Here is an 18,705-nt window from a genome sequence, read left to right as displayed (position 1 = left end):
TGCCTACCCCGCCCGCGCCGCGCGGCGGCAGTCTTGCGGCCATGACGATCCTGGTCACCGGAGCGCGCGGGAAGATCGCGCGGAAGCTCGTCCGCCTGCTGCTGGACGGCGGACACGACGTCCGCGCGGCGGGCCGCGACCCGTCGGCCGCGTGCCTTCCGCCCGGGGTGGAGGTGGTCGCGGCCGACCTCGCCGACCCCGGGACGCTCGGCCCGGCGCTCAAGGGCGCCCGCACGGTGTTCGCCTATGCCGACCGGGGCGGCCTGGACGGCTTCGCCCGCCGCGCCGCCGGCGCGGGGGTCGAGCACATCGTGCTGCTGTCCGCCGCGGGCGCGTCCGCGACCTCCGGCGACCCGATCGCCCGGACGCACGGCGCGGCCGAGCGGGCGGTCGCCGCCTCGGGGGTCCCGTGGACGTTCCTGCGCGCGGGCGGGTTCGCGTCCAACACGCTCCAGTGGGCCGGGACGATCCGAGCGCTGGGCGCGGTCCGCGACCCGTTCCCCGAGTCGCGGTCGGCGCCCGTCCACGAGGCGGACGTCGCGGCCGTGGCGCCGGCCGTCCTCACCGGCACCGGGCACCGGGGCGGGGCGCCCGTCCTGACCGGCCCCGAGACGCTGACGCGCCGCCGCCAGGCCGAGCTGATCGGCGAGGCGCTCGGCCGCCGCCTCGCCTTCGAGGTCCAGGACCTGGCGGAGCACCGCCGGGATCTGGCGCGGTGGGGGCCGCCCGAGGTCGTCGAGGCGCTCGTCCGCCACGCGGCCGAGGCCGTGCGCGCGCCGCTCCCGCCGACCGGGGCCGTCGAGGAGATCACCGGCCGCCCGGCCCGGACGTTCGCCGCGTGGGCGCGCGACCACCGCGACGACTTCGCCTGACGCCTCAGTCGGGGAGCATCGGCATCTCCGGGCCCGGGTCGCGGCCGAGCAGCACGGCCCGGGTGATCGCGGCCGAGCCGAACCGGTCCCGGACGCCGTCGACCGCCGCGTCCACCGCGCGGCCCCGCTCGAACGGCAGCGCGAGTTGGACGGCCCGGTCGTCGTGCAGGTTCGCGAGCGACGCGCCGACCAGCGTCAGCCCCCGGCTCTCGATCACCGGCAGCGCCGCCGCGAGCAGGCCGCGCAGCACGTCGAGGATCACCGGGGTCTCGGCGGTGGCCTGCGGGAGCGTCCGCGAGCGGCTCGCCCGCGCGAAGTCGCCGTACCGCAGCCGGAGCGTGACCGTGCGGCAGACGCGCCGCCCCTTCCGCAGCCGGCCGCCGAGCCGGTCGGCGAGGCCCACGAGGATGGCGTCCAGCTCCTCGGGCGTCCGGGGGCGGTTCCCGAGCGCCCGCTGCGCGCCGACGGAGCGGCGCCGCGCCCCGGTGCGCACCGGGCGCGGGTCGTGGTCGCGCGCCAGCGCGTGCAGGTGGCGGCCCGCGCCGGGGCCGAGCAGCGCGACGAGGGCGGCCTCGGGCATGTCCGCCACGCCGCCGACCGTGGTGATCCCGTAGCGGGCCAGCTTGGCGGCGGTGGCGGGCCCGACCCCCCACAGCCGCCGCACCGGCAGCGGGCGCAGGAACTCAAGCTCGCCGCCCGGCGGGACGACGAGCAGCCCGTCGGGCTTGGCGACGCCGCTGGCCACCTTGGCGAGGAACTTGGTCCGCGCGACCCCGACCGTGATCGGCAGCCCGACCTCCCCGGCCACCTCCCGGCGCAGCCGGGCCGCGACCGCGTCGGGAGCGGCCCGCAGCCCGCCGACGTCGAGGAACGCCTCGTCGATCGACAGGCCCTCCACCAGCGGCGTCGTCGCCCGGAACAGCGCGAACACCGCCCTGCTCGCCGCGCTGTAGGCCGCCATCCGGGGGCGCACCACGACCGCGCGCGGGCACAGCCGCCGGGCCTGGCCGCCGCTCATCGCGGTGCGGACCCCGAACGCCTTGGCCTCGTAGCTGGCCGCCAGCACCACGCCGCCGCCCACGATCACCGGCCGGCCCCGCAGGGCGGGGTCGTCGCGCTGCTCGACCGAGGCGTAGAAGGCGTCCAGGTCGGCGTGCAGGATCGTGGGGGCGGACACGAACATATGTTCGCATAGGCGCGGGTCAGCCGGTCATCGCGGGGTTCTCCCCGGCGCTGTCCAGGAACCCCTGGAGCTGGCCCCGGATGGCGTTCAGCTCGGCGATCCGCTCGTCCAGGGCCGCCAGCTTCAGCGTGACGAACTCGACGCTCGCCGCGCAGCGCTGCTCGGTCAGGTCGTGGTCGTCGAGGCAGGGCAGGAACCGGCGGACGTCGTCGCTGGTGAAGCCGAGCGCCAGCAGGCGCCGGATGTTGCGGACGCGCGTCAGCGCCCGCGCGTCGTAGTGGCGGTAGCCGTTGCCGGTCCGCCGGGAGTGCAGCAGGCCGTGCTGCTCGTAGTACCGCAGCGCGCGGGTGGTCGTCCCGGCCGCCACCGCCAGCTCGCCGATGAGCATCGCCTCACCTCCGTCCCGCCAGGATCCCATTCAGGCGATGCCGATCCCGCCGTCCACCCGGATCACCGAGCCGGTCACGTAGCCGGCCTCGGGGCGGGCGGCGGCGACGATCCACCACGCGACCTCCTCGGGCTCGGCGATCCGCGCCAGCGGGATGTGCTGCACCAGCTCCTCGCCCACCGCCTGGACCTGCTCGGGCGACAGGCCCGCGTGTTCGAGGACCGGCGTGCGGGTCGCGCCGGGCGCCACCGACACGACCCGGATGCCGCGCGGCGCCAGCTCGACCGCCCAGGTGTGGGTCATGAAGTCCAGCGCCACCTTGCCGGCCCCGTAGACGGTGTTGTTCGGCCAGCCCCGCCCCGCGGGCATCGAGGTGATGTTGACGATGGCGCCGCCGGTCCGCTCCAGGTGCGGCAGCGCCTCCTGGGCGAGGAACAGCGGGCCGAGCAGGTTGGTGTCGAACTGCCGCTCGGCCGCGTCCCGGTCGATCGCGCCCAGCTGGGCCGGACGGATGATCGCCGCGTTGTTCACCAGCACGTCGACGCGCCCGAACGCCTCCACCGCGGCCTTCATGACGCCTGCGGCGGCGCCGTCCTCGGCCACGTCGGCGACGTGGACCTCGATCCCCGGCCCCTCCGCGGCGACCTCCTTGAGCCGTGCCTCCGTCCGGCCGACGACGAGGACGCGGGCGCCCTCGGCGGCGAATCCCAGCGCGGTCGCCCGCCCGATACCGGTCCCCCCGCCCGTCACGATGACGGCCCTGCCCTCCAGCGCTCCCGAACCCATGACTCGCGTCTCCTCCCGATCATTCGCGGAACGCCGCCGACGCTAGGGCCTGACCCCGGCGTCAAGGTCAAGCCCGGCGGCGCCGCCCACCGGCGGATCACGGGACGGCGAGGGCCTCGGTCGGCGCCAGGCGCGCGGCGCGGATCGCCGGGTACAGGCCCGCGACACCGCCGATGACCAGCGTCGCGAGGACACCGCCCGCCATCGCCCACGGCGGCACCACGGTCGGCCAGCCGCGCGACACCGCGAACACCGCCGTGACCGCGGCGCCGAGCACGACCCCGCCCGCGCCGCCGAGCGCGGCGAGCAGCTGCGACTCGGTGAGGAACTGGAGCCTGATCTGCCCCCGGGTCGCGCCGAGGGAGCGGCGGAGCCCGATCTCCGCGCGGCGCTCCAGCACGGAGATCACCATCGTGTTGGCGACGCCGACGCCGCCGACCAGCAGCGCGACCGCGCCGAGGCCGAGCAGCAGCCCGGTGAAGGCCCGGTCCGCGGCGTTCTCGGCCGCGAGGGCGTCCGAGGGGCGGCTGACCTCGACCTCGTTCGGTGCCTGCGGGCTGGCGGTGGCGGCCAGCAGCTCCCGCACCGCGCCGACGGAGTCCTTGCGGGCGCGGGTGTAGAGGGTGGTGGGATGCCCGTCGAAGCCGAGGTGCGCGCGCGCCGCGTCCCAGCCGACGAGCGCGGCCGAGTCCAGCTCCGGGGCCAGCTCGCCGGGGTCGAGCACGCCGACCACGGTGAACCAGCGGGAGCCGAGCCACACCTGCGTGTTCGGGGCGGCCACGCCGAGCCGCGCGGCCGACTCCGCGCCGAGGACGACGGCGGGGTACCGGGCCGTCGCGCCGTTGAGCCAGGCGCCCGCCGCGACGCGCAGCCCGATCGCCTTCGGCAGGTCGAGCCGCGCCGCGAGCACGGTGATCCCGCCGCTCTCCGCCTCGGGGATGCGGTCGTTGCGGTAGACGTGGACGCCCTCGACTTTGCCCGTGGCGGACACCGACTCGACGCCCGGGATCCGGCCGACCATGCCGACCGCCTCCGCGGGCAGCCGCGCGTCGTCGCCGAACAGGTCGCGCCCGGGGCCCGCGGTCAGCAGGTTGGTGCCGAGCCGGTCGAGGGTGGCCTGGAGCTGCGCGCGGCTGGAGGTGGAGATCCCGACGACGGCGACCATCGCGGCGATCCCGATCGCGATCCCGAGCGCCGAGAGGAAGACCCGCGCCGGGCGGGCCCGCAGCCCGGCGGCGCCGACCCGCAGCACGTCCCGGAAGCCCAGCCGCGCGGGTGCGATCCGCCTCACCGTCCCGCCTCCGCCCGTGCCTCCGGCCGCGTGTCCCCGTGCGCGGTGTCGCGGACGATCCGTCCGTCGCGCATCCCCACCCGGCGGGGCGCCATCGCGGCGATGTCCCGGTCGTGGGTGATCAGCACGACCGTCGTCCCGGCGTCGGCCAGCTCCCGCAGCAGCGCCAGGACTCCGGCCCCCGAGGCGGAGTCCAGCGCGCCGGTGGGCTCGTCGGCCAGCAGCAGCGCGGGCCCGCCGACCACCGCGCGGGCGATCGCGACCCGCTGCCGCTCGCCGCCCGACAGCTCGTGCGGGCGGTGCCGGAGCCGGTGCCCGAGCCCCACCCGCTCCAGCGCCTGGGAGGCGCGGGCGCGCCGCCGCGCGAGCGGGACTCCCCCGTACAGCAGGCCGTCGGCGACGTTGTCGAGCGCGCTGACGCCCCCGGCGAGGTGGAACCGCTGGAAGACGAACCCGATCGCGCGGGCGCGCAGCGCCGACAGCCGCCGGTCGCTCAGCCGCGACACGTCCCGCCCCTCGACGAGGACGGTCCCCGCGCTCGGCCGGTCCAGGGTGCCGAGCAGGTGCAGCATCGTCGACTTGCCGGAGCCGGACGGCCCGGCGATCGCGAGGAGTTCGCCCGCGCCGACGCCGAGCGACACCGCGTCCAGGGCCGTGACCCCGCCCGCGTAGGTCTTGGTGACCCCGCGCAGCTCCACGACCGCGCTCATGCGGGCACCCCCACCTTCATGCCCTCCGCCAGCCCGGCGCCGGAGACCTCGACCTTCCCGCCGGTGAACACGCCCGTCTCCACCGGGACGGTGCGGACCGCCCCGTCCCGGACGACCTGCACCGCGTAGCCGCCGTCGCCGCGCGCGAGCAGCGCGGCGACGGGCACGGCGAGGACGCCGTCATGCCGGTCCGCGGTGAGGTCCACCTCGACCGGCGCCTTGTCGTAGGAGCCGAGCGAGCGCTGCCCCCGGACGGCCACGGTGACCGCGACCGTCGTCGGGTCGTCGTCGCCCCGCCCCTGCTTGGCGACCTTCCCCACGCCGGTGACGCGGCCCCTGGTGGTGCCGCCGTCCGGCAGCCGGATCTCCACCTCCGTGCCCTCCTTCGCGAGCCGCTGGTACCGCACGTCCAGGTCGATGCCGACGACGCGGGTCGTCCCGGTGTAGGTCAGCACGGCGCCGCCGGCGCGGTCGCCCGCGGCCGCCCTGCGCTCGGCCACCCTGATCTCGCCGGGCGCGACCAGCACCGCGCCGGGCGCGACCCTCCCGGTCTCGGCGACGTCGAGGTCGTCCTGCCAGCGCCTCACCGCGGCGGCGGTGCCCGAGCCGAAGCCCGTGTCGACGGTGAACCCGGTGTAGCCGAGGGCGCGCAGGTTCCGTTCAAGCTGGAGGACGTCCGGGCCCCGGACGCCCTCGGCGAGGGTCCGGTACAGCGGCAGGCGGCCGTACAGGAGCGGCACGGGCTCGTTGTCGACCCGGTAGGCCGGGCGCCCGCGCGCGATCACCGTGCCCGGCCCGGCGATCCAGGTCAGCGTGCCGCGCCCGGCGGCGGTGACGGTGCGCGCGGTGCCGTAGCCGAGCGTTCCGTCCACCCGCTGGGTCTCGACCAGCGTGGTCCGCTCGACGGGCGCGGTGGCGGGCGGCAGCGCGCTGTGCTCGGCGGCGGGCCCCTCCCCGCCGCCGAGCCCGGCGGCGGCCAGGCCCGCGCCGCCCGCCGCGACCACCCCCGCCGCGCTCAGCGCGACGACGCGTGCCCTGCTCAATTCCCGTCCCCCTGGGACGTGGATGCCGGCCCCTCGCCCGGGGCGTACTTCCGGCACGCCTTCTCGGCGTCCTTGAACGCCGGGCTCTGCGGGTCGAGCCCCGTGCCCTTCCCGGCGTTCAGGAGGATCCCGCCGTCCGGGTCCGGGTCGGGGAACCGCGGGACGCCGTGCTCGCGCATGCACTTGGAGAACGCCCGCTGCTTCGCGATCTCCTCCGGCTTCGGCTTGGGCGGTCTCCCGCCGTTCGGCATCAGGCTCCGGCACCTGCGCTGGGCCTCGTCCATCGGCCCCGAGCCCTTCTTGCCCTCCCCGGGCCGCGCCGACATCTTCATGGTGATCTTGCCGTCCCCGGACGGGTCGTCCATGTCGACGCCGTTGTCGCGCATGCACTGCGCGTACTTGCGCATCTTCTCCTGGTCGCCGGCGGCCTTGGCGGTGCCCTTCCCGCTCGCGCCGCCGTCCCCTCCCCCGCACGCCTGCGCCCCGAGGGCGAGCACCGGCGCCAGGGCCAGCGCCGCGAACATCCGTCGTCGTCGCATCGGTCGGGCCTCCCGTTCGTCCGCGCCGGACCTGCTCCGGCGGCGCACGCCAGTCCAGCGGCGCGGTGATAACCCCGCCGTAACCACCTCGCGTTATGCCGGCGTTACGCCCGTTGCCCGAAGCTGATCCGGCAGACGACGAGGGGATGTGGGGGCGGCAGAGGTGCGCGTACTGATCGCCGAGGACGAGCGGATGCTCGCCGATTCGATCGCCGAGGGCCTGCGGGCCGAGGCCCTGGCCGTGGACGTGGTGTACGACGGGGACGCCGCGCTGGAGCGGCTCGGCGTCAACGACTACGACGTGCTCGTCCTGGACCGGGACCTGCCGGTCGTGCACGGCGACGAGGTGTGCCGGGCCGTCGCGGGGTCGGGCGCCCTCGTCCGGGTGCTGATGCTCACCGCCGCCGCGGCCGTCCCCGCCCGGGTCGACGGGCTGCGGCTCGGCGCCGACGACTACCTGACCAAGCCGTTCGCGTTCGAGGAGCTGGTGGCGCGGATCCTCGCGCTCGGCCGGCGGGCCCGCCCGGCGGCGCCGCCGGCGCTGGAGCGCCGCGGCGTGCGGCTGGACCCGGCCCGCCAGGAGGTCCACCGCGACGGCCGCCCCCTCCACCTGGCGCGCAAGGAGTTCGGGCTGCTCGCCGAGCTGCTGCGCGCGGACGGGACGGTCGTGTCCGCCGAGCGGCTGCTGGAGAAGGTGTGGGACGAGCACACCGACCCGTTCACCAACACCGTCCGGGTGACGCTGATGAAGCTGCGCCGCAAGCTCGGTGACCCGCCGGTCATCGAAACCGTCCCGGGAGTGGGGTACCGGATCCCATGACGAGGCCCGCCGAGCGGCTGCGGCCGACGATCCGGATGCGGCTGGCGCTGCTGTTCACGGGCCTGTTCCTGGCGGCCGGGACCGTCCTGCTGGGGCTGACCTACCTGCTGGTCGAGAACAGCCTCCACGAACCGGCGGGGACCGCCGAGGCGGACCGGGTCTACGAGTCGGCCGGGGCGGAGCCGTTCCCCGAGGGAGTGACGCCCCCCGCGCCGCCGAACGGCTCCGTGAGCGTCCAGAAGTTCCAGGGCGAGGTGCGCAGGGCCGCGGAGACCTCCCGCAGCGAGACGCTCGACGCGCTGCTCACCCGGGGCGCGATCGCGCTCGGGCTGGTCGGCGCGGCGGCGCTCGGGCTCGGCTGGCTGCTCGCCGACCGGGCGCTGCGGCCCGTCCACATGATCACCGAGACGGCGCGGCGGGTGGCGCGCAGCCACGACCTGACCGAGCGGATCGCCTACGCGGGACCCGGCGACGAGGTCAAGGAGCTGGCCGACACCTTCGACATGATGCTCGGACGGCTCGCGCGGGCCTTCGACGGCCAGCGCCGCTTCGTCGCCAACGCCTCGCACGAGCTGCGCACCCCGCTCGCCATCAACCGGACGCTCGTCGACGTCGCGGTGCGGCGCCCCGGCGCGAGCGGCGACGTCAAGCGGCTCGGCGAGTCGCTGCTGGTCGTCAACGGGCGGCACGAGCGGCTCATCGACGGGCTGCTGACGCTGGCGGGCACCGAGAACGTGCCGCTGGACCCCGTCCCGGTGGACCTCGCGGACGTCGCCGCGCACGTCCTCGACCAGGCGGCGGCCGAGGCCCGCGACCGCGGCCTCACCGCCGACCGGCGGCTCGGCCCCGCGCCCACCGCGGGCGACCCCGTGCTGATCGAGCGGCTCGTGCAGAACCTGGTCGAGAACGCCGTCCGGCACAACCACGACGGCGGTGAACTGTCCGTCGTCACCGGGAGCCGGGGCGGGTGGGCGGAGGTCGTCGTGTCCAACACCGGCCCGGCCGTCCCCGCCTACGACATCGAAGCGATCTTCGAGCCGTTCCGGCGGCTCGGCAACGACCGGGTGCGCTCGGAGCGCGGCTCGGGGCTCGGGCTCTCGATCGTCCGCGCCACCGCGACCGCGCACGGCGGGACGGTGGCGGCGGCGCCGCGTCCGGGCGGCGGGCTGGAGGTCACGGTCCGCCTGCCGGGGCCCTGGGCGCCGCGTCCCGCGCCGGGAGGCCCCCGTTAGGCGGGCTCACGGCCAGGGGGGCCGCCACCGGGCGCGCGCTCGCGGCGGTGGAGGGCGAGCGAGGCCCCGAACGCGACGGCGGTCCCGACGACGGCGTAGGCGGCCAGCACCCCCAGGGCGCGGGCGATGTCGTGGCCGGAGAAGTAGACGACGTTCCGGACCGCCCTGGTCGCCGCGCCCGTCGGCAGCCATTCCCCGATGGCGCGCCAGAACGCGGGCAGCAGCGGCGTCGGGTACGCGCCGCCCGCGCTGGGGTTGCCGAGCACGACGAACAGCAGGATCGCCAGCCCGATCCCGACCATGCCCAGCAGCACCTGGAAGGCGACGGTGGCCGCCGACGTCGCGAACACCACCAGCGCCCCGATCGCCCACAGCCGCAGCAGGTGGCCGGGCAGCGCGCCGAGGATCGGACCCGCGATGAGCGCGCCGCCGAGCCCGGACACGACCGCGTACAGCGCGAGCGCGCCGAGCCGGATCACGGTGCGGTGCGGGTTGGCCGGGCGGGCGCCGCCCGCGACGCCGAGGATCGCGGCGGCGAGGTACCCGCCGACGATCCAGCCGATGACGAGGTAGAACGAGGACAGGCCCCGTCCGTCCTTGGCCCCGGGCGGCCGGATGTCGACGACCCGGACCTGCCGCTTCTCGGCGCCCTCCAGCCGTTCGGCGATCAGTTGGGCGGTGCTGGACAGGGCCGGGCCCGCGGCGGAGGCGACCAGCAGCGTGTCGGTGCTGCCGCGCGGGTCCACGACGATCGCCGCGTCCACGTCGCGGTCGAGGATCGCGCGCCGCGCCTGCTGCTCGGAGCCGGCCGTCCGCGCCTTGACGGGGTCTCCGTCCAGCCCGTTGAGGCGGGTCACCAGCGGGCCCGCGACCTGGGCCGGGGCGACCACCGCGACCGGGATGCGGTGCGGCGTCGGCGAGTGGAACGCCCCGATGTAGGACAGGATGAACCCCAGTTGCAGGGCCAGCACGCCCGTCACCAGGGCCATCGAGCGCGGCGTGACCGCGTCGCGGAGTTCGGCGGTGAAGCCGCGCCCGGGGCGTTCCGGACCGGCCGGCGCTCGTGTGCTCATGCGGCTCACCTACCCTGTCGGCGTCCTCTTGCGCTTCTTGGGGCACACGCGTTCCATCCGCGCGGATGCACCCTCATGCACGAGAGGCGCTCCCGTTCCCAGGGCGGACGGAGCGTCGCCCGCGCGGCGGGGTGCCGTGCCGGGGTAGCGTCTGGTCGATGACGAGTGCTGAACTGCTCACCGACGCCTTCGACCGGGTCCAGGAAGAGGTCCACCGGGCGGCCTACGGGCTCACGGCCGAGCAACTCCACTTCCGCGCCGACGCCGACGCCAACTCGATCGCCTGGCTGCTGTGGCACCTCACCCGGGTCCAGGACGACCATGTGGCCGACGCCGCCGGAACGCCCCAGGTGTGGACGGAGGACGGCTGGGAGGCCCGTTTCGGCCTGCCCTTCGCCCCGTCCGAAACGGGTTACGGCCATTCCCGCGAGGAGGTCGCGGCCGTCCGGGTCGCATCCCCGGAGCTGCTGACCGGCTACCACGACGCGGTCCACGACCGGGCCGTCGCCTACGCGGGCTCGCTGGTCGACGGCGACCTCGGCCGCGTGGTGGACGAGGCGTGGGACCCGCCGGTCACCCTCGCCGTCCGCCTGGTCAGCGTGATCTCCGACGGGCTCCAGCACGCGGGGCAGGCGGCGTTCGTGCGCGGGCTGGTCCTGCGTTCCTGACCGGCCCGCCCCGCCCGGCCTGCCGCTCTCCGGGGCCTCAGGGCGCGCAGGGGCGGCCCTGGCTGGTCCCGGTTATCTCCGGCAGCGCCGCGAGCGCCTCCGGCAGGCTCGGGTGGATCGTGAGGCGCTGGTCGAGGTTGGTGACCTGGAGGACGCGGGCGACCCGCTCGGTCACCGGCCCGGCCAGCGCCGCGCTGCCGCCGCGCCCCTCGGCGGCGAGGTAGAAGCGCAGCAGCAGGCTCAGCCCGCTGGAGTCGAGGAAGAGCAGCGGCGCGAGGTCGAACACCAGGTGCTCGCCGTGCTCGCGGCGCCCGTCGCGGATGGCGCGCTCGGCCTCCTGGACGGCGGGCAGGTTCAGCTCGCCCGCCAGCGTGATCACGGTACGCGCGCCCTCGGCCCGGCACGTGACGGTGCACGCGGTCATCGGTCCTCCCCCACCTTCTCCCGGGGCGCGCCCCGGTGGGGCGCCCCGACGACTGCCGCAGTGCCTGATTGTCCCCTGCCGGGGCCGGGACGGGGGTATCGAGCGCGGAATCACCGGGCCCGCCTCGCGTCCGAAACCGGCCTGTTCCTACCCGCCCGGTCAGGTGCGCGTGGGGCAGGTGGGGTGGTAGCGGACGCCGCGGGGACGGTGCGCCCACGCGTCGGCGGAGGGCGCGACGCGCGCCCTCCGCCGGTCGTTACCGCTGGATCCGCCGCTCTCAGGCCGTGGTCACGGTGCGGTCGAGGGCGCTTCCCTTGACCCACTTGCTCCACGACATCTCGTAGAAGCTCCAGCCGTTGTTCCAGGGGAGCCCGCGCTTGGACCCGGTGATGATCACCGGGTCGCCGCGGTAGGCCCACGAGTAGAACCACTGGGCGGCGGCGGGCGGGGAGTTGAGGCAGCCGTGGCTGACGTTCTGGCGGCCCTGCGCCCACACGGTCGAGGCCATCGAGTGGATGTACTCGCCGCTGTTGGAGATCCGCACCGCGTGCGGGATGACCTCCTTGTAGCCGCCGTTCTTCTTGTCGTCCGGCTTGACGCCCATCCACTCCGACGTCATGATCGCCGGGTTCTCCTTGCCCATCGTCAGGTGGATGCCGCTGGTGGTGAGGAAGGTGTCGGTGCCGTTGACGACGCGGCCGCCGCGGCCGGCGCTGATGCCCCAGCTCTTGATCTTCTTGCCGTTCTTCTTCACGACCAGGCGGTGCGTCTTCGTGCTCGCGGTGATGATGTGCGAGTCGCCGATGCGGAAGCGGCGCGTGTAGTCCGAGACGCCGTAGGTCTGCTTGCCCGACTTCACACCCGCGAGCTTCGCGGTGAAGGTGACCGGCTGGTTCGGCTGCCAGTACTCGCCGTTCTTGGTGCGGAAGATCACCTGGGTGTCGCTCACCCAGTACCACGCGCCGGTCGCGGCCTTGGCCGACTTCACCTCCAGCGCCCGCTCGACGGCCTTGCGGTCGCCGACGGCGCGGTTGAAGGTGACGATGATCGGCATGCCGACGCCGACCTTCTCGCCGCTGTTCGGGCTGACGTCGGCGATGTCCAACTCGGCGGCGGCCTTGAGCGTGGTGAACTTGGAGTTCACCGCCGTCGCCTTGCCCTGCGGGCTCTTGGCGACCGCCGAGACCGTGTACCGGGCGCCGGGACGCAGCGTCCGCGACCTCCAGCTCGTCTTGTCGGCCGACATCGCGCCGTCGACCGGCTTGCCCCTGAGCGCGACGGTGACCTGCTCCAGCTTCCCGCCGGTGGCCGTCACGACCACGCCCGCCTCCGGCCTGGCCTTGCCGTTGCCGTCGCCGGGGTCGATCGTCACCTGCGGTGCGGCCGCGTCGGCCTTGCCCCCGACGGTGACCCCGTCGTCCTTCTCTCCCCCGGAGCAGGCCGCCGTGGTGAGGAGCAGCACGGCCCCCGCCACTCCAGCGCCGGCCTTGACACCTGCGGACACGCTCCGCTGCACCTCAACCTCCAGAACCCCACCGTCTATCAGGGAGACATTAGCGACAAAAGCCGACGATCATGCCATGACCCGGGGTTTTGCCGTTCTCCGAGATCAAAGCGTTGCAACCGGACGTCGCTCCTGTGCGCCGGGTCACCGGTCGGGGGACGGCGGGCGCCCCGTCAGGAGAGCGCGCTGCCCTGCCGCCACTTCTCGAACGACATCTGCCACTGGCCCCAGCCGTTGTCGGGCTCCAGCTGCCGGCTCGTGCCGGTGAGGTCGATGACGTCGCCCCGCTGCATGATGTCGTAGAACCAGCTCGCGTTGGAGGGGCTGACGTTGAGGCAGCCGTGGCTGACGTTCGCCGAGCCCTGCGACCCGACCGACCACGGCGCGGCGTGGACGTACTCGCCGCTGTTGGAGAAGCGGACCGCGTGGTTGACGACCTGCTTGTAGTAGCCGGGGTCGCCCTCCTGGCGGCCCGGGGAGACCATCGTGACCGGGTTCCCCTTCTCCATCAGCAGGTGGACGCCGCTGGTCGTGGTGAACTCGCGGGTCTCGCCGTTGCCCGCGCTGAACGGGATGGTCCGCAGCGTGCGGCCGTCGCGCTTCACCGTCATGTGGTGCTTGGCGATGCTGCCGGTGGTGATCTGCGCGGCGCCGATCGTGATGACCTGCTCGGCGTCCTTGGCCCCGTAGACACCGCCGCCCGCGTTCACACCGGCCAGCCGCGCCTGGAAGCGGACCCGCTGGTGCGGCTGCCAGTACGTCTTCGTCCGGTAGGTGACCTGGTCGGGAGCGATCCAGTTCCAGGCGCCCTCGACCGGCTTGTCCGGGGTGACCTGGAGGGCGCGCTCCACGGCGGCCTTGTCGGTGACCGGGCGGTTGAAGCGCAGCATGATCGGCATGCCGACGCCGACCCTCTCGCCGCTGAGGTTCGGCGTGATGTCGGTGATCGACAGGGTCTTGGCGGGCTTCAGCGTCGTGAACGCGCTGGTCACCGTGCTGGTCTTGCCGCCGCCGCGGGCCTGCGCGGTGACGGTGTAGGACGCGCCGGGCGTCAGCGTCCGCCCGGACCGCCACGACTTCCGGTCACCGGCCAGCCGGCCCGTGATCGCGGCGCCCTGGTTCCCCTGGACGGTGACCTTCTCCAGCTTGCCGCCGGACGCCTTCACCTCGATCGTGCCGTCCGGCCTGACCTGGGCGGTCCCGTTGGCCGGTGTGATCGTCACGGTGGTCTTGGAGTCACCGGAGGCGAGCCTGCCCACCCCGCCGCCCCCGCAGCCGGCCGCGAGCAGCGCCACCGCGCCCGCGCCACCGGTCGCCACCAGTCCGAACCGCCCCTTGACTCCCACCGATCTCCCCCATGTCCAAAGATTCCACCCGTATCGGTAAAACCTATCTGACTAGGGGAGACGCCCCGTACGACCCGAAAGTTCGGAGTCGGCCGGGCCGAATTCCATGGTCCTCCCCGGCCCCCGGGGGGGCCGGGGTCAGGCGGAGGGCGATCCGGCCCGCGCGGGCTCGGCGTTGACGTGGCGGAGGCAGCGCCGGAAGCCCCAGACCGAGACGCCGACACCGACCGCCCCGAGCCCGGCGACGATGCCCGTCCGGAACCACAGGTACATGCCGATCGACTCGTTGAACAGCATCCACAGGCTGATGATCACGTTGGCGAACAGCACCATCGACCACAGCAGCGAGATGCGCAGGAAGAACTGGTGGACCCGCTCGTGCCGCAGGAACGCCTCGGGGATCGGCGCCATGTCCTTGGCGAGCTTCTTGGCCAGCGGGCGGCCGAGCGGCACCGAGGCCAGGAAGGACATGCTCACGATCAGCGTGCCGAGGGTCGGCTGCAGGAAGTACACGACGGCGCTGTGGGTGGCCGCGGCGAGCACCGCGCGGACCGTGACCCCGACGGCGGCCAGCAGCAGCATCCCGGGCACCTGGTGGCCACGCAGGTAGCGGTAGGCGATGCCGCCGTAGACCCAGGCGACGGCGGCCACGAGCGCGCCGTTCAGCCCGAGGAGGACGAGCGCGGCGTAGAAGACCGCGACGGGCGCGATGACGCCTTCGAGGAAACGCGGCAGCGCGTGCAGGAGCAGTGCCTTGACCTGGGGGAGCTCGAAGGCTCCGTGCCCGGTGTCCTGCGGCCCGGCGCCTGCGGACGGCTCAGGGGGCCGCTCGGACGCCGCCGGGGGCGGGTCCGCGGGCGTGCTCGCCGGTCGTTCCATCGAGTGCTGCGCTCCCCGATCGGTGTGCATGGACGATGTGCTCGACGGTGTGCGTGGACTCGGTCGTGGTCACGATTCGCACCACGGTACGTGATGCCGGCCGCGAGTCCACCCGCTTTGGCGGGGAAACGCCCGATTTGTTCGCTGCTCCGCCCACGCTCCGGTAAAGGTGGGGGCCCCGACCGGATCCGGACAACGCCCAGCTCGGCCACCAGGTCGAACCGTCCTCAGGCGCCGCCGGAGGGACCCGCTGCGGACGGCGGCTCCGGCGGCGGATCCGGCACCGGGCGGGCGGGCTCGGCGTCACGTGCGGCGGCGTGCACGGCACGCAGCGTGACCGCCACGGACGGGCGGCGGACGCTCGCCTTCCGCGTGACCGCGTACACCTCGCGGGCGAGCGCGCACTCGGGGATGCGCCGGACCGCCACACCCTGGTCGCCCGCCGCGAGCGCGAGCGCGGGCACGGCGGTGATGCCGATGCCGCGCGCGACGAGGCTGAGGATCGTGTGCAGGCCCTCGAACTCCCACGGGACGGGGCGGGCGCCGCCGACGGTGTCCAGGAGCCGCTCGACGGCCTGGCGGGACGGCTCGCCCGGCGGCGCCGCCATCCACGGCTCGTCCCGCAGCTCGTGCAGCCGGACGGGACGCCGCGGGTCCGACAGCCGGTGCGAGGACGGCACCACCAGCACCAGCGGGTCGCGGCGCAGGTGGAAGAACTCCAGCACGGCGGGCGACTGGTCGGGGACCTTGCCCGTCCAGTCGTCGATGAGGGCGATGTCCACCTCGCCGTTCTGCACCTGCCGGACCCCGTCGCCGGGCCGGGTCTGCCGCAGCACGAACGTCAGGCCGGGATGGTCGCCGAGGCTCTGCGCCAGCGCGGGGGCGAGCGCGACGGCGGCGGTGGGGAACGCGGTGACCACCACGCGGCCCATGGGGGTGTCGGCCTGCGCCGACAGCTCGGTCTCGGCCGCCTCGACCAGCGTGAGGATCTCCTCGGCGCGGGCGGCGAGGCGCCGCCCGGCGTCGGTCAGCTCGGCGCTGCGGGCGGTGCGGTCCAGCAGCGGGAGGCGGGCCTCCCGCTCCAGCGCGGCGAGCTGCTGGGAGACGGCCGAGGGCGTGTAGCCGAGGGACGCGGCGGTCGCGGCGATGCTGCCGCGCCGGGCGAACTCGGCGAGAAGCCGCAGGCGGCGAAGCTCCAGCATCACTCCAGCTTACGGTCACCATCGCTGAGACTCGCTTGTGATGATGCTGGAAGCGGGAAAGCATGAAGCGACACCCGGCCGGGGTCGCACACGGGGATCTCATCGCACCGTCCGCCGTCGTTCCGTCACGCCTGGAGTTCTCGATGCCTGCCCTGAACCCGACCACCCGGCCGCTGAAGTTCGCTCCCCGCCCGGTGCCGCTGTCGGCGACCCTCGCCGTCAACGAGGCCGTCGCCCGCAAGAAACGGCAGGGGGTGCGCGTCCTCCCGCTGGGTTTCGGCGAGGCCGGCATCCCCATCCACCCCGCGCTGACCCGCGAGCTTGAGGCGGCCTCCGGCCGGGGCGCCTACGGCCCGGTCGCCGGGTCCGCCGCGCTGCGCGCCGCCGCGGCCGGGTACTGGAGCCGGCGGGGGCTGCCCACCGACCCGTCCGCGGTCGTCGCCGGGCCCGGGAGCAAGCCGCTGCTGTTCGCGCTGCTGGCCGCGCTCGGCGGGGACGTGGTGGTCGCGGCGCCGAGCTGGGTGTCCTACGCCGCGCAGGCGTCGCTCACCGGCGCCGAGGCGGTCCGCGTGCCCACGGTCGCGGGCGAGGGCGGCGTGCCCGACCCGGACCTGCTCCCCGACGCGGTGGCGCGGGCGCGCGCCCGGGGACGCACCGTCCGGGCGGTGATCGTGACGCTGCCCGACAACCCGACCGGGACCCTCGCGTCCGAGGAGACCGTCCGCCGCCTGTGCTCGGCCGCGCGCGAGCTGGACCTCGTCGTCGTCTCGGACGAGATCTACCGCGACCTGGTGCACGCCTCCGGCCGCGCGGTGCCCTCCCCCGCCCGGTTCGCGCCCGAGCGGACGGTGGTGACGACCGCGCTCAGCAAGAGCCTGGCCGCCGGGGGCTGGCGGCTGGGCGTCGCCCGACTGCCGGACGGCCCGTTCGGCCGGGCGCTGCGCGACAGCGTCCTCGGCGTCGCGAGCGAGATCTGGTCGAGCGCGCCCGCCCCCATGCAGCACGCCGCCGCCTACGCCTTCGCGGAGCCGCCGGAGCTGGTCGAGCACGTCGACCGGAGCCGCCGCCTCCACGCGGCCGTCACCGGCGCCGTCGCGGACCGGTTCGCCGCCGCCGGGGCGCGGGTGGCCCGGCCGGAAGCGGCCTTCTACGTCTACCCCGACCTCGGGCCGCTCCGGGGCGAACTGGCGGAACGGCACGGCGTCCGGACGTCCGCCGACCTCACGGGGCTGCTGCTGGAGCGCTACGGGGTGGGCGTCCTGCCCGGCAGCGCGTTCGGCGACGAGGCGGAAGCGCTGCGCATGCGGGTGGCGCCGAGCCTGCTGTACGGGGAGGACGACGAGCAGCGCCTGGCCGCCCTCGCCTCCCCCGCCCCGGCGGCGCTGCCCTGGATCGCGGCCGGCCTGGACCGGCTGTCCGAGGTGCTCGCCGACCTCGCCGAAACGGCGGACAGGGGTGAGGCCGTCCCGGCCTGACCGCGCTTCAACGCATACGGGAGACCCTTTCCGCATAAGGCGGAAATGGCGGAGGGTAAGGGAGTCGAACCCCTTCGAGTTTCACCTCGACGCCGGTTTTCGAGACCGCTGCCTTACCGTTCGGCCAACCCTCCGGTGGGCGCCGGGAACGTACGGCGGGCGGCCGAGGCCGCCGGGTGGACCAGCAGGGAATCGAACCCTGATCGCTTCCTTGCAAGGGAAGCGTGCTTCCGTTACACCACAGGCCCGTTGATCACGCTCAGCAGGGGCGGAGGGAGTCGAACCCACTTTCCGCTGGTTTTGGAGACCAGCCGCCTAACCGGTGGCTCACCCCTTCGGGCCGTCGTTCCCGACGTGTTCGATGATGCTGGAGGGATGCGAATTCCGGCAAAGTGTTTTTCGCCGGCGGCGGACCGAGGGCGGTCACTGTACGGAGGGTTCGAGTCGCGGATCGTGCCGATCCCCCGGTCATTGATCATTTGCTCGCGGTCCGCCGCGCGGCCGCGCCGGTCGGGCTCCGATAGGGGCCCGACCGGCGCGTATAAGGGTGGTGTAAGGTCCAACAACGCACGGGGCGAAAGTCACGAACTCACCGACCGCGAGGCATGGGGCGCCCAGCCGGGCCACCCCGTGGCAAACCAGGACGCGCGCGTCGTCACGTGAGTGTGGAAGAAGGCGAGAGGGCCCGCGATGAGGCATGCACGGGACGGGGCCGCCGCCGCGATGAACGCGGCGTCGAGGATTCTCGTCGCGCGGGGCAAGAACGAGCCCCAGGAGCTGGAGAACCCCGACGTCGCGTGGGGCCAGCGCGCACGGGACGGCGTCTGGGTGCCGACCAGGGACGGGCAGCGCCTGCACATCGGCATCGACGTCGCCGCGTCCGACACGGTCGCCCAGGTGCTGCGGCCCAGCCTCCGGGTCTTCGTCGGTGTGGACCGCGACACCGACATCGTGGCGCAGACGACCGACAACGGGGTCCGGCTGCTGACGGTCATCCACGGGCCCGAGGCGCCGCCCGAGTTCCGCTTCGCGCTCTCCCTCCCCGACGGCCTGGCGCTGGAGGCGATGCCCTCCGGCGGTTACGACGTCGTCCACCTGCGCTACGGCGCGACCGTCGGGCGGCTCTACAACCCCTGGGCGAGCGACTCGATGTTCCGCCAGGTGAAGGCCGACTACGTGATGGACGGGCCGGTCGTCACGATGCGCGTCCAGCACGCCGACGCCTACTACCCCGTGGTCGCCGACCCCCACTACGCACGCTGAGCCCTCT

At 74.8% G+C, this 18,705-nt stretch carries 19 protein-coding genes and 3 tRNA genes; 6 read left to right on the top strand and 16 right to left on the bottom strand.

From position 1 onward, the window contains the following. Window positions 1–41 precede the first annotated feature (41 nt). Window positions 42–872 (top strand): NAD(P)H-binding protein, encoded by an 831-nt coding sequence (locus GNZ18_RS32525; RefSeq protein WP_156220478.1) that lies wholly within the window; start codon window positions 42–44, stop codon window positions 870–872. A 4-nt stretch (window positions 873–876) separates the two neighbouring features. On the opposite strand, the gene dinB is transcribed toward GNZ18_RS32525, so the two are convergent. From dinB to GNZ18_RS32490, 7 genes are all read right to left on the bottom strand, one after another. Continuing rightward, complete coding sequence (dinB, locus tag GNZ18_RS32520) at window positions 877–2,055, bottom strand: DNA polymerase IV (RefSeq protein WP_156220477.1); 1,179 nt, start codon at window positions 2,053–2,055, stop codon at window positions 877–879. A 19-nt stretch (window positions 2,056–2,074) separates the two neighbouring features. Further along, window positions 2,075–2,473 carry a MerR family transcriptional regulator gene (locus GNZ18_RS32515; protein WP_312874879.1) on the bottom strand — a complete coding sequence of 133 codons (399 nt, stop codon included), beginning with the start codon at window positions 2,471–2,473 and terminating at the stop codon, window positions 2,075–2,077. Further along, entirely contained in the window at window positions 2,474–3,229 is a 756-nt protein-coding gene (locus tag GNZ18_RS32510; protein WP_156220476.1) for an SDR family NAD(P)-dependent oxidoreductase, read from the bottom strand. Window positions 3,230–3,326: 97 nt separating this feature from the next. After that, window positions 3,327–4,520, bottom strand: coding sequence for an ABC transporter permease (locus tag GNZ18_RS32505; protein ID WP_312874878.1), 1,194 nt, complete (start codon window positions 4,518–4,520; stop codon window positions 3,327–3,329). Beyond that, entirely contained in the window at window positions 4,517–5,230 is a 714-nt protein-coding gene (locus GNZ18_RS32500) for an ABC transporter ATP-binding protein (protein ID WP_156220475.1), read from the bottom strand. Before GNZ18_RS32500 ends, GNZ18_RS32505 begins: the two co-directional genes overlap by 4 nt. Further along, complete coding sequence (locus tag GNZ18_RS32495; protein ID WP_156220474.1) at window positions 5,227–6,273, bottom strand: peptidoglycan-binding protein; 1,047 nt, start codon at window positions 6,271–6,273, stop codon at window positions 5,227–5,229. Before GNZ18_RS32495 ends, GNZ18_RS32500 begins: the two co-directional genes overlap by 4 nt. Next, window positions 6,270–6,812 (bottom strand): hypothetical protein, encoded by a 543-nt coding sequence (locus GNZ18_RS32490; protein ID WP_156220473.1) that lies wholly within the window; start codon window positions 6,810–6,812, stop codon window positions 6,270–6,272. Before GNZ18_RS32490 ends, GNZ18_RS32495 begins: the two co-directional genes overlap by 4 nt. Window positions 6,813–6,975: 163 nt before the next feature. Here GNZ18_RS32490 and GNZ18_RS32485 point away from each other — a divergent pair, with 163 nt between their 5' ends. Together GNZ18_RS32485 and GNZ18_RS32480 are read left to right on the top strand one after the other, a co-directional pair. After that, on the top strand, window positions 6,976–7,632 hold the full coding sequence (locus GNZ18_RS32485; protein WP_214620444.1) for a response regulator transcription factor: 657 nt from the start codon (window positions 6,976–6,978) through the stop codon (window positions 7,630–7,632). Continuing rightward, entirely contained in the window at window positions 7,629–8,864 is a 1,236-nt protein-coding gene (locus tag GNZ18_RS32480; RefSeq protein WP_156220472.1) for a sensor histidine kinase, read from the top strand. The genes GNZ18_RS32485 and GNZ18_RS32480 overlap by 4 nt, the downstream gene beginning before the upstream one ends. On the opposite strand, the gene GNZ18_RS32475 is transcribed toward GNZ18_RS32480, so the two are convergent. After that, complete coding sequence (locus GNZ18_RS32475; protein ID WP_156220471.1) at window positions 8,861–9,937, bottom strand: DUF3533 domain-containing protein; 1,077 nt, start codon at window positions 9,935–9,937, stop codon at window positions 8,861–8,863. The genes GNZ18_RS32480 and GNZ18_RS32475 overlap by 4 nt on opposite strands. 158 nt (window positions 9,938–10,095) lie before the next feature. Between GNZ18_RS32475 and GNZ18_RS32470 the strand changes: the two genes are divergently transcribed. Continuing rightward, window positions 10,096–10,605, top strand: coding sequence for a mycothiol transferase (locus GNZ18_RS32470; protein WP_173390952.1), 510 nt, complete (start codon window positions 10,096–10,098; stop codon window positions 10,603–10,605). A 37-nt stretch (window positions 10,606–10,642) separates the two neighbouring features. On the opposite strand, the gene GNZ18_RS32465 is transcribed toward GNZ18_RS32470, so the two are convergent. The 5 genes from GNZ18_RS32465 to GNZ18_RS32445 form a co-directional block, all read right to left on the bottom strand. Further along, window positions 10,643–11,029 (bottom strand): STAS domain-containing protein, encoded by a 387-nt coding sequence (locus tag GNZ18_RS32465; RefSeq protein ID WP_156220470.1) that lies wholly within the window; start codon window positions 11,027–11,029, stop codon window positions 10,643–10,645. Window positions 11,030–11,306: 277 nt separating this feature from the next. Then, window positions 11,307–12,533 carry a L,D-transpeptidase gene (locus GNZ18_RS32460; protein ID WP_214620448.1) on the bottom strand — a complete coding sequence of 409 codons (1,227 nt, stop codon included), beginning with the start codon at window positions 12,531–12,533 and terminating at the stop codon, window positions 11,307–11,309. Between the two features lie 173 nt (window positions 12,534–12,706). Continuing rightward, complete coding sequence (locus GNZ18_RS32455; RefSeq protein WP_312874877.1) at window positions 12,707–13,879, bottom strand: L,D-transpeptidase; 1,173 nt, start codon at window positions 13,877–13,879, stop codon at window positions 12,707–12,709. Window positions 13,880–14,017: 138 nt separating this feature from the next. Further along, window positions 14,018–14,758: a VC0807 family protein gene (locus GNZ18_RS32450; protein WP_246250881.1), complete on the bottom strand. Its 741-nt coding sequence runs from the start codon at window positions 14,756–14,758 to the stop codon at window positions 14,018–14,020. Window positions 14,759–14,985: 227 nt separating this feature from the next. Further along, entirely contained in the window at window positions 14,986–15,960 is a 975-nt protein-coding gene (locus GNZ18_RS32445; protein ID WP_156220468.1) for a LysR family transcriptional regulator, read from the bottom strand. A gap of 143 nt (window positions 15,961–16,103) precedes the next feature. On the opposite strand from GNZ18_RS32445, the gene GNZ18_RS32440 reads away from it, so the two are divergent. Beyond that, window positions 16,104–17,435 carry a pyridoxal phosphate-dependent aminotransferase gene (locus GNZ18_RS32440; RefSeq protein ID WP_156220467.1) on the top strand — a complete coding sequence of 444 codons (1,332 nt, stop codon included), beginning with the start codon at window positions 16,104–16,106 and terminating at the stop codon, window positions 17,433–17,435. A gap of 46 nt (window positions 17,436–17,481) precedes the next feature. Here the strand turns inward: GNZ18_RS32440 and GNZ18_RS32435 are convergent. From GNZ18_RS32435 to GNZ18_RS32425, 3 genes are all read right to left on the bottom strand, one after another. Next, window positions 17,482–17,569: transfer RNA gene (locus GNZ18_RS32435), tRNA-Ser, on the bottom strand. Between the two features lie 43 nt (window positions 17,570–17,612). Then, window positions 17,613–17,683, bottom strand: a tRNA-Ala gene (locus tag GNZ18_RS32430). A gap of 15 nt (window positions 17,684–17,698) precedes the next feature. Next, a tRNA-Trp gene (locus tag GNZ18_RS32425) sits at window positions 17,699–17,770 on the bottom strand. A gap of 355 nt (window positions 17,771–18,125) precedes the next feature. Here GNZ18_RS32425 and GNZ18_RS32420 point away from each other — a divergent pair. Further along, window positions 18,126–18,698 carry a hypothetical protein gene (locus GNZ18_RS32420; protein ID WP_156220466.1) on the top strand — a complete coding sequence of 191 codons (573 nt, stop codon included), beginning with the start codon at window positions 18,126–18,128 and terminating at the stop codon, window positions 18,696–18,698. Window positions 18,699–18,705: the final 7 nt, after the last annotated feature.

Origin of the sequence: Actinomadura litoris (assembly GCF_009733595.1) — a bacterium.
In the GTDB taxonomy this organism is placed as follows: domain Bacteria; phylum Actinomycetota; class Actinomycetes; order Streptosporangiales; family Streptosporangiaceae; genus Spirillospora; species Spirillospora litoris.
This window is presented reverse-complemented; position numbering and strand designations above follow the sequence as displayed.

What these genes read in the sequence shown, in the direction of transcription:
- GNZ18_RS32525 (WP_156220478.1), top strand. Translation starts at nt 42, where the DNA reads ATGACGATCCTGGTCACCGGAGCGCGCGGGAAGATCGCGCGGAAGCTC.
- dinB (WP_156220477.1), bottom strand. Translation starts at nt 2,055, where the DNA reads ATGTTCGTGTCCGCCCCCACGATCCTGCACGCCGACCTGGACGCCTTC.
- GNZ18_RS32515 (WP_312874879.1), bottom strand. Translation starts at nt 2,473, where the DNA reads ATGGGATCCTGGCGGGACGGAGGTGAGGCGATGCTCATCGGCGAGCTG.
- GNZ18_RS32510 (WP_156220476.1), bottom strand. Translation starts at nt 3,229, where the DNA reads ATGGGTTCGGGAGCGCTGGAGGGCAGGGCCGTCATCGTGACGGGCGGG.
- GNZ18_RS32500 (WP_156220475.1), bottom strand. Translation starts at nt 5,230, where the DNA reads ATGAGCGCGGTCGTGGAGCTGCGCGGGGTCACCAAGACCTACGCGGGC.
- GNZ18_RS32490 (WP_156220473.1), bottom strand. Translation starts at nt 6,812, where the DNA reads ATGCGACGACGACGGATGTTCGCGGCGCTGGCCCTGGCGCCGGTGCTC.
- GNZ18_RS32480 (WP_156220472.1), top strand. Translation starts at nt 7,629, where the DNA reads ATGACGAGGCCCGCCGAGCGGCTGCGGCCGACGATCCGGATGCGGCTG.
- GNZ18_RS32475 (WP_156220471.1), bottom strand. Translation starts at nt 9,937, where the DNA reads ATGAGCACACGAGCGCCGGCCGGTCCGGAACGCCCCGGGCGCGGCTTC.
- GNZ18_RS32470 (WP_173390952.1), top strand. Translation starts at nt 10,096, where the DNA reads ATGACGAGTGCTGAACTGCTCACCGACGCCTTCGACCGGGTCCAGGAA.
- GNZ18_RS32465 (WP_156220470.1), bottom strand. Translation starts at nt 11,029, where the DNA reads ATGACCGCGTGCACCGTCACGTGCCGGGCCGAGGGCGCGCGTACCGTG.
- GNZ18_RS32450 (WP_246250881.1), bottom strand. Translation starts at nt 14,758, where the DNA reads ATGGAACGACCGGCGAGCACGCCCGCGGACCCGCCCCCGGCGGCGTCC.
- GNZ18_RS32445 (WP_156220468.1), bottom strand. Translation starts at nt 15,960, where the DNA reads ATGCTGGAGCTTCGCCGCCTGCGGCTTCTCGCCGAGTTCGCCCGGCGC.
- GNZ18_RS32440 (WP_156220467.1), top strand. Translation starts at nt 16,104, where the DNA reads ATGCCTGCCCTGAACCCGACCACCCGGCCGCTGAAGTTCGCTCCCCGC.
- GNZ18_RS32420 (WP_156220466.1), top strand. Translation starts at nt 18,126, where the DNA reads ATGAGGCATGCACGGGACGGGGCCGCCGCCGCGATGAACGCGGCGTCG.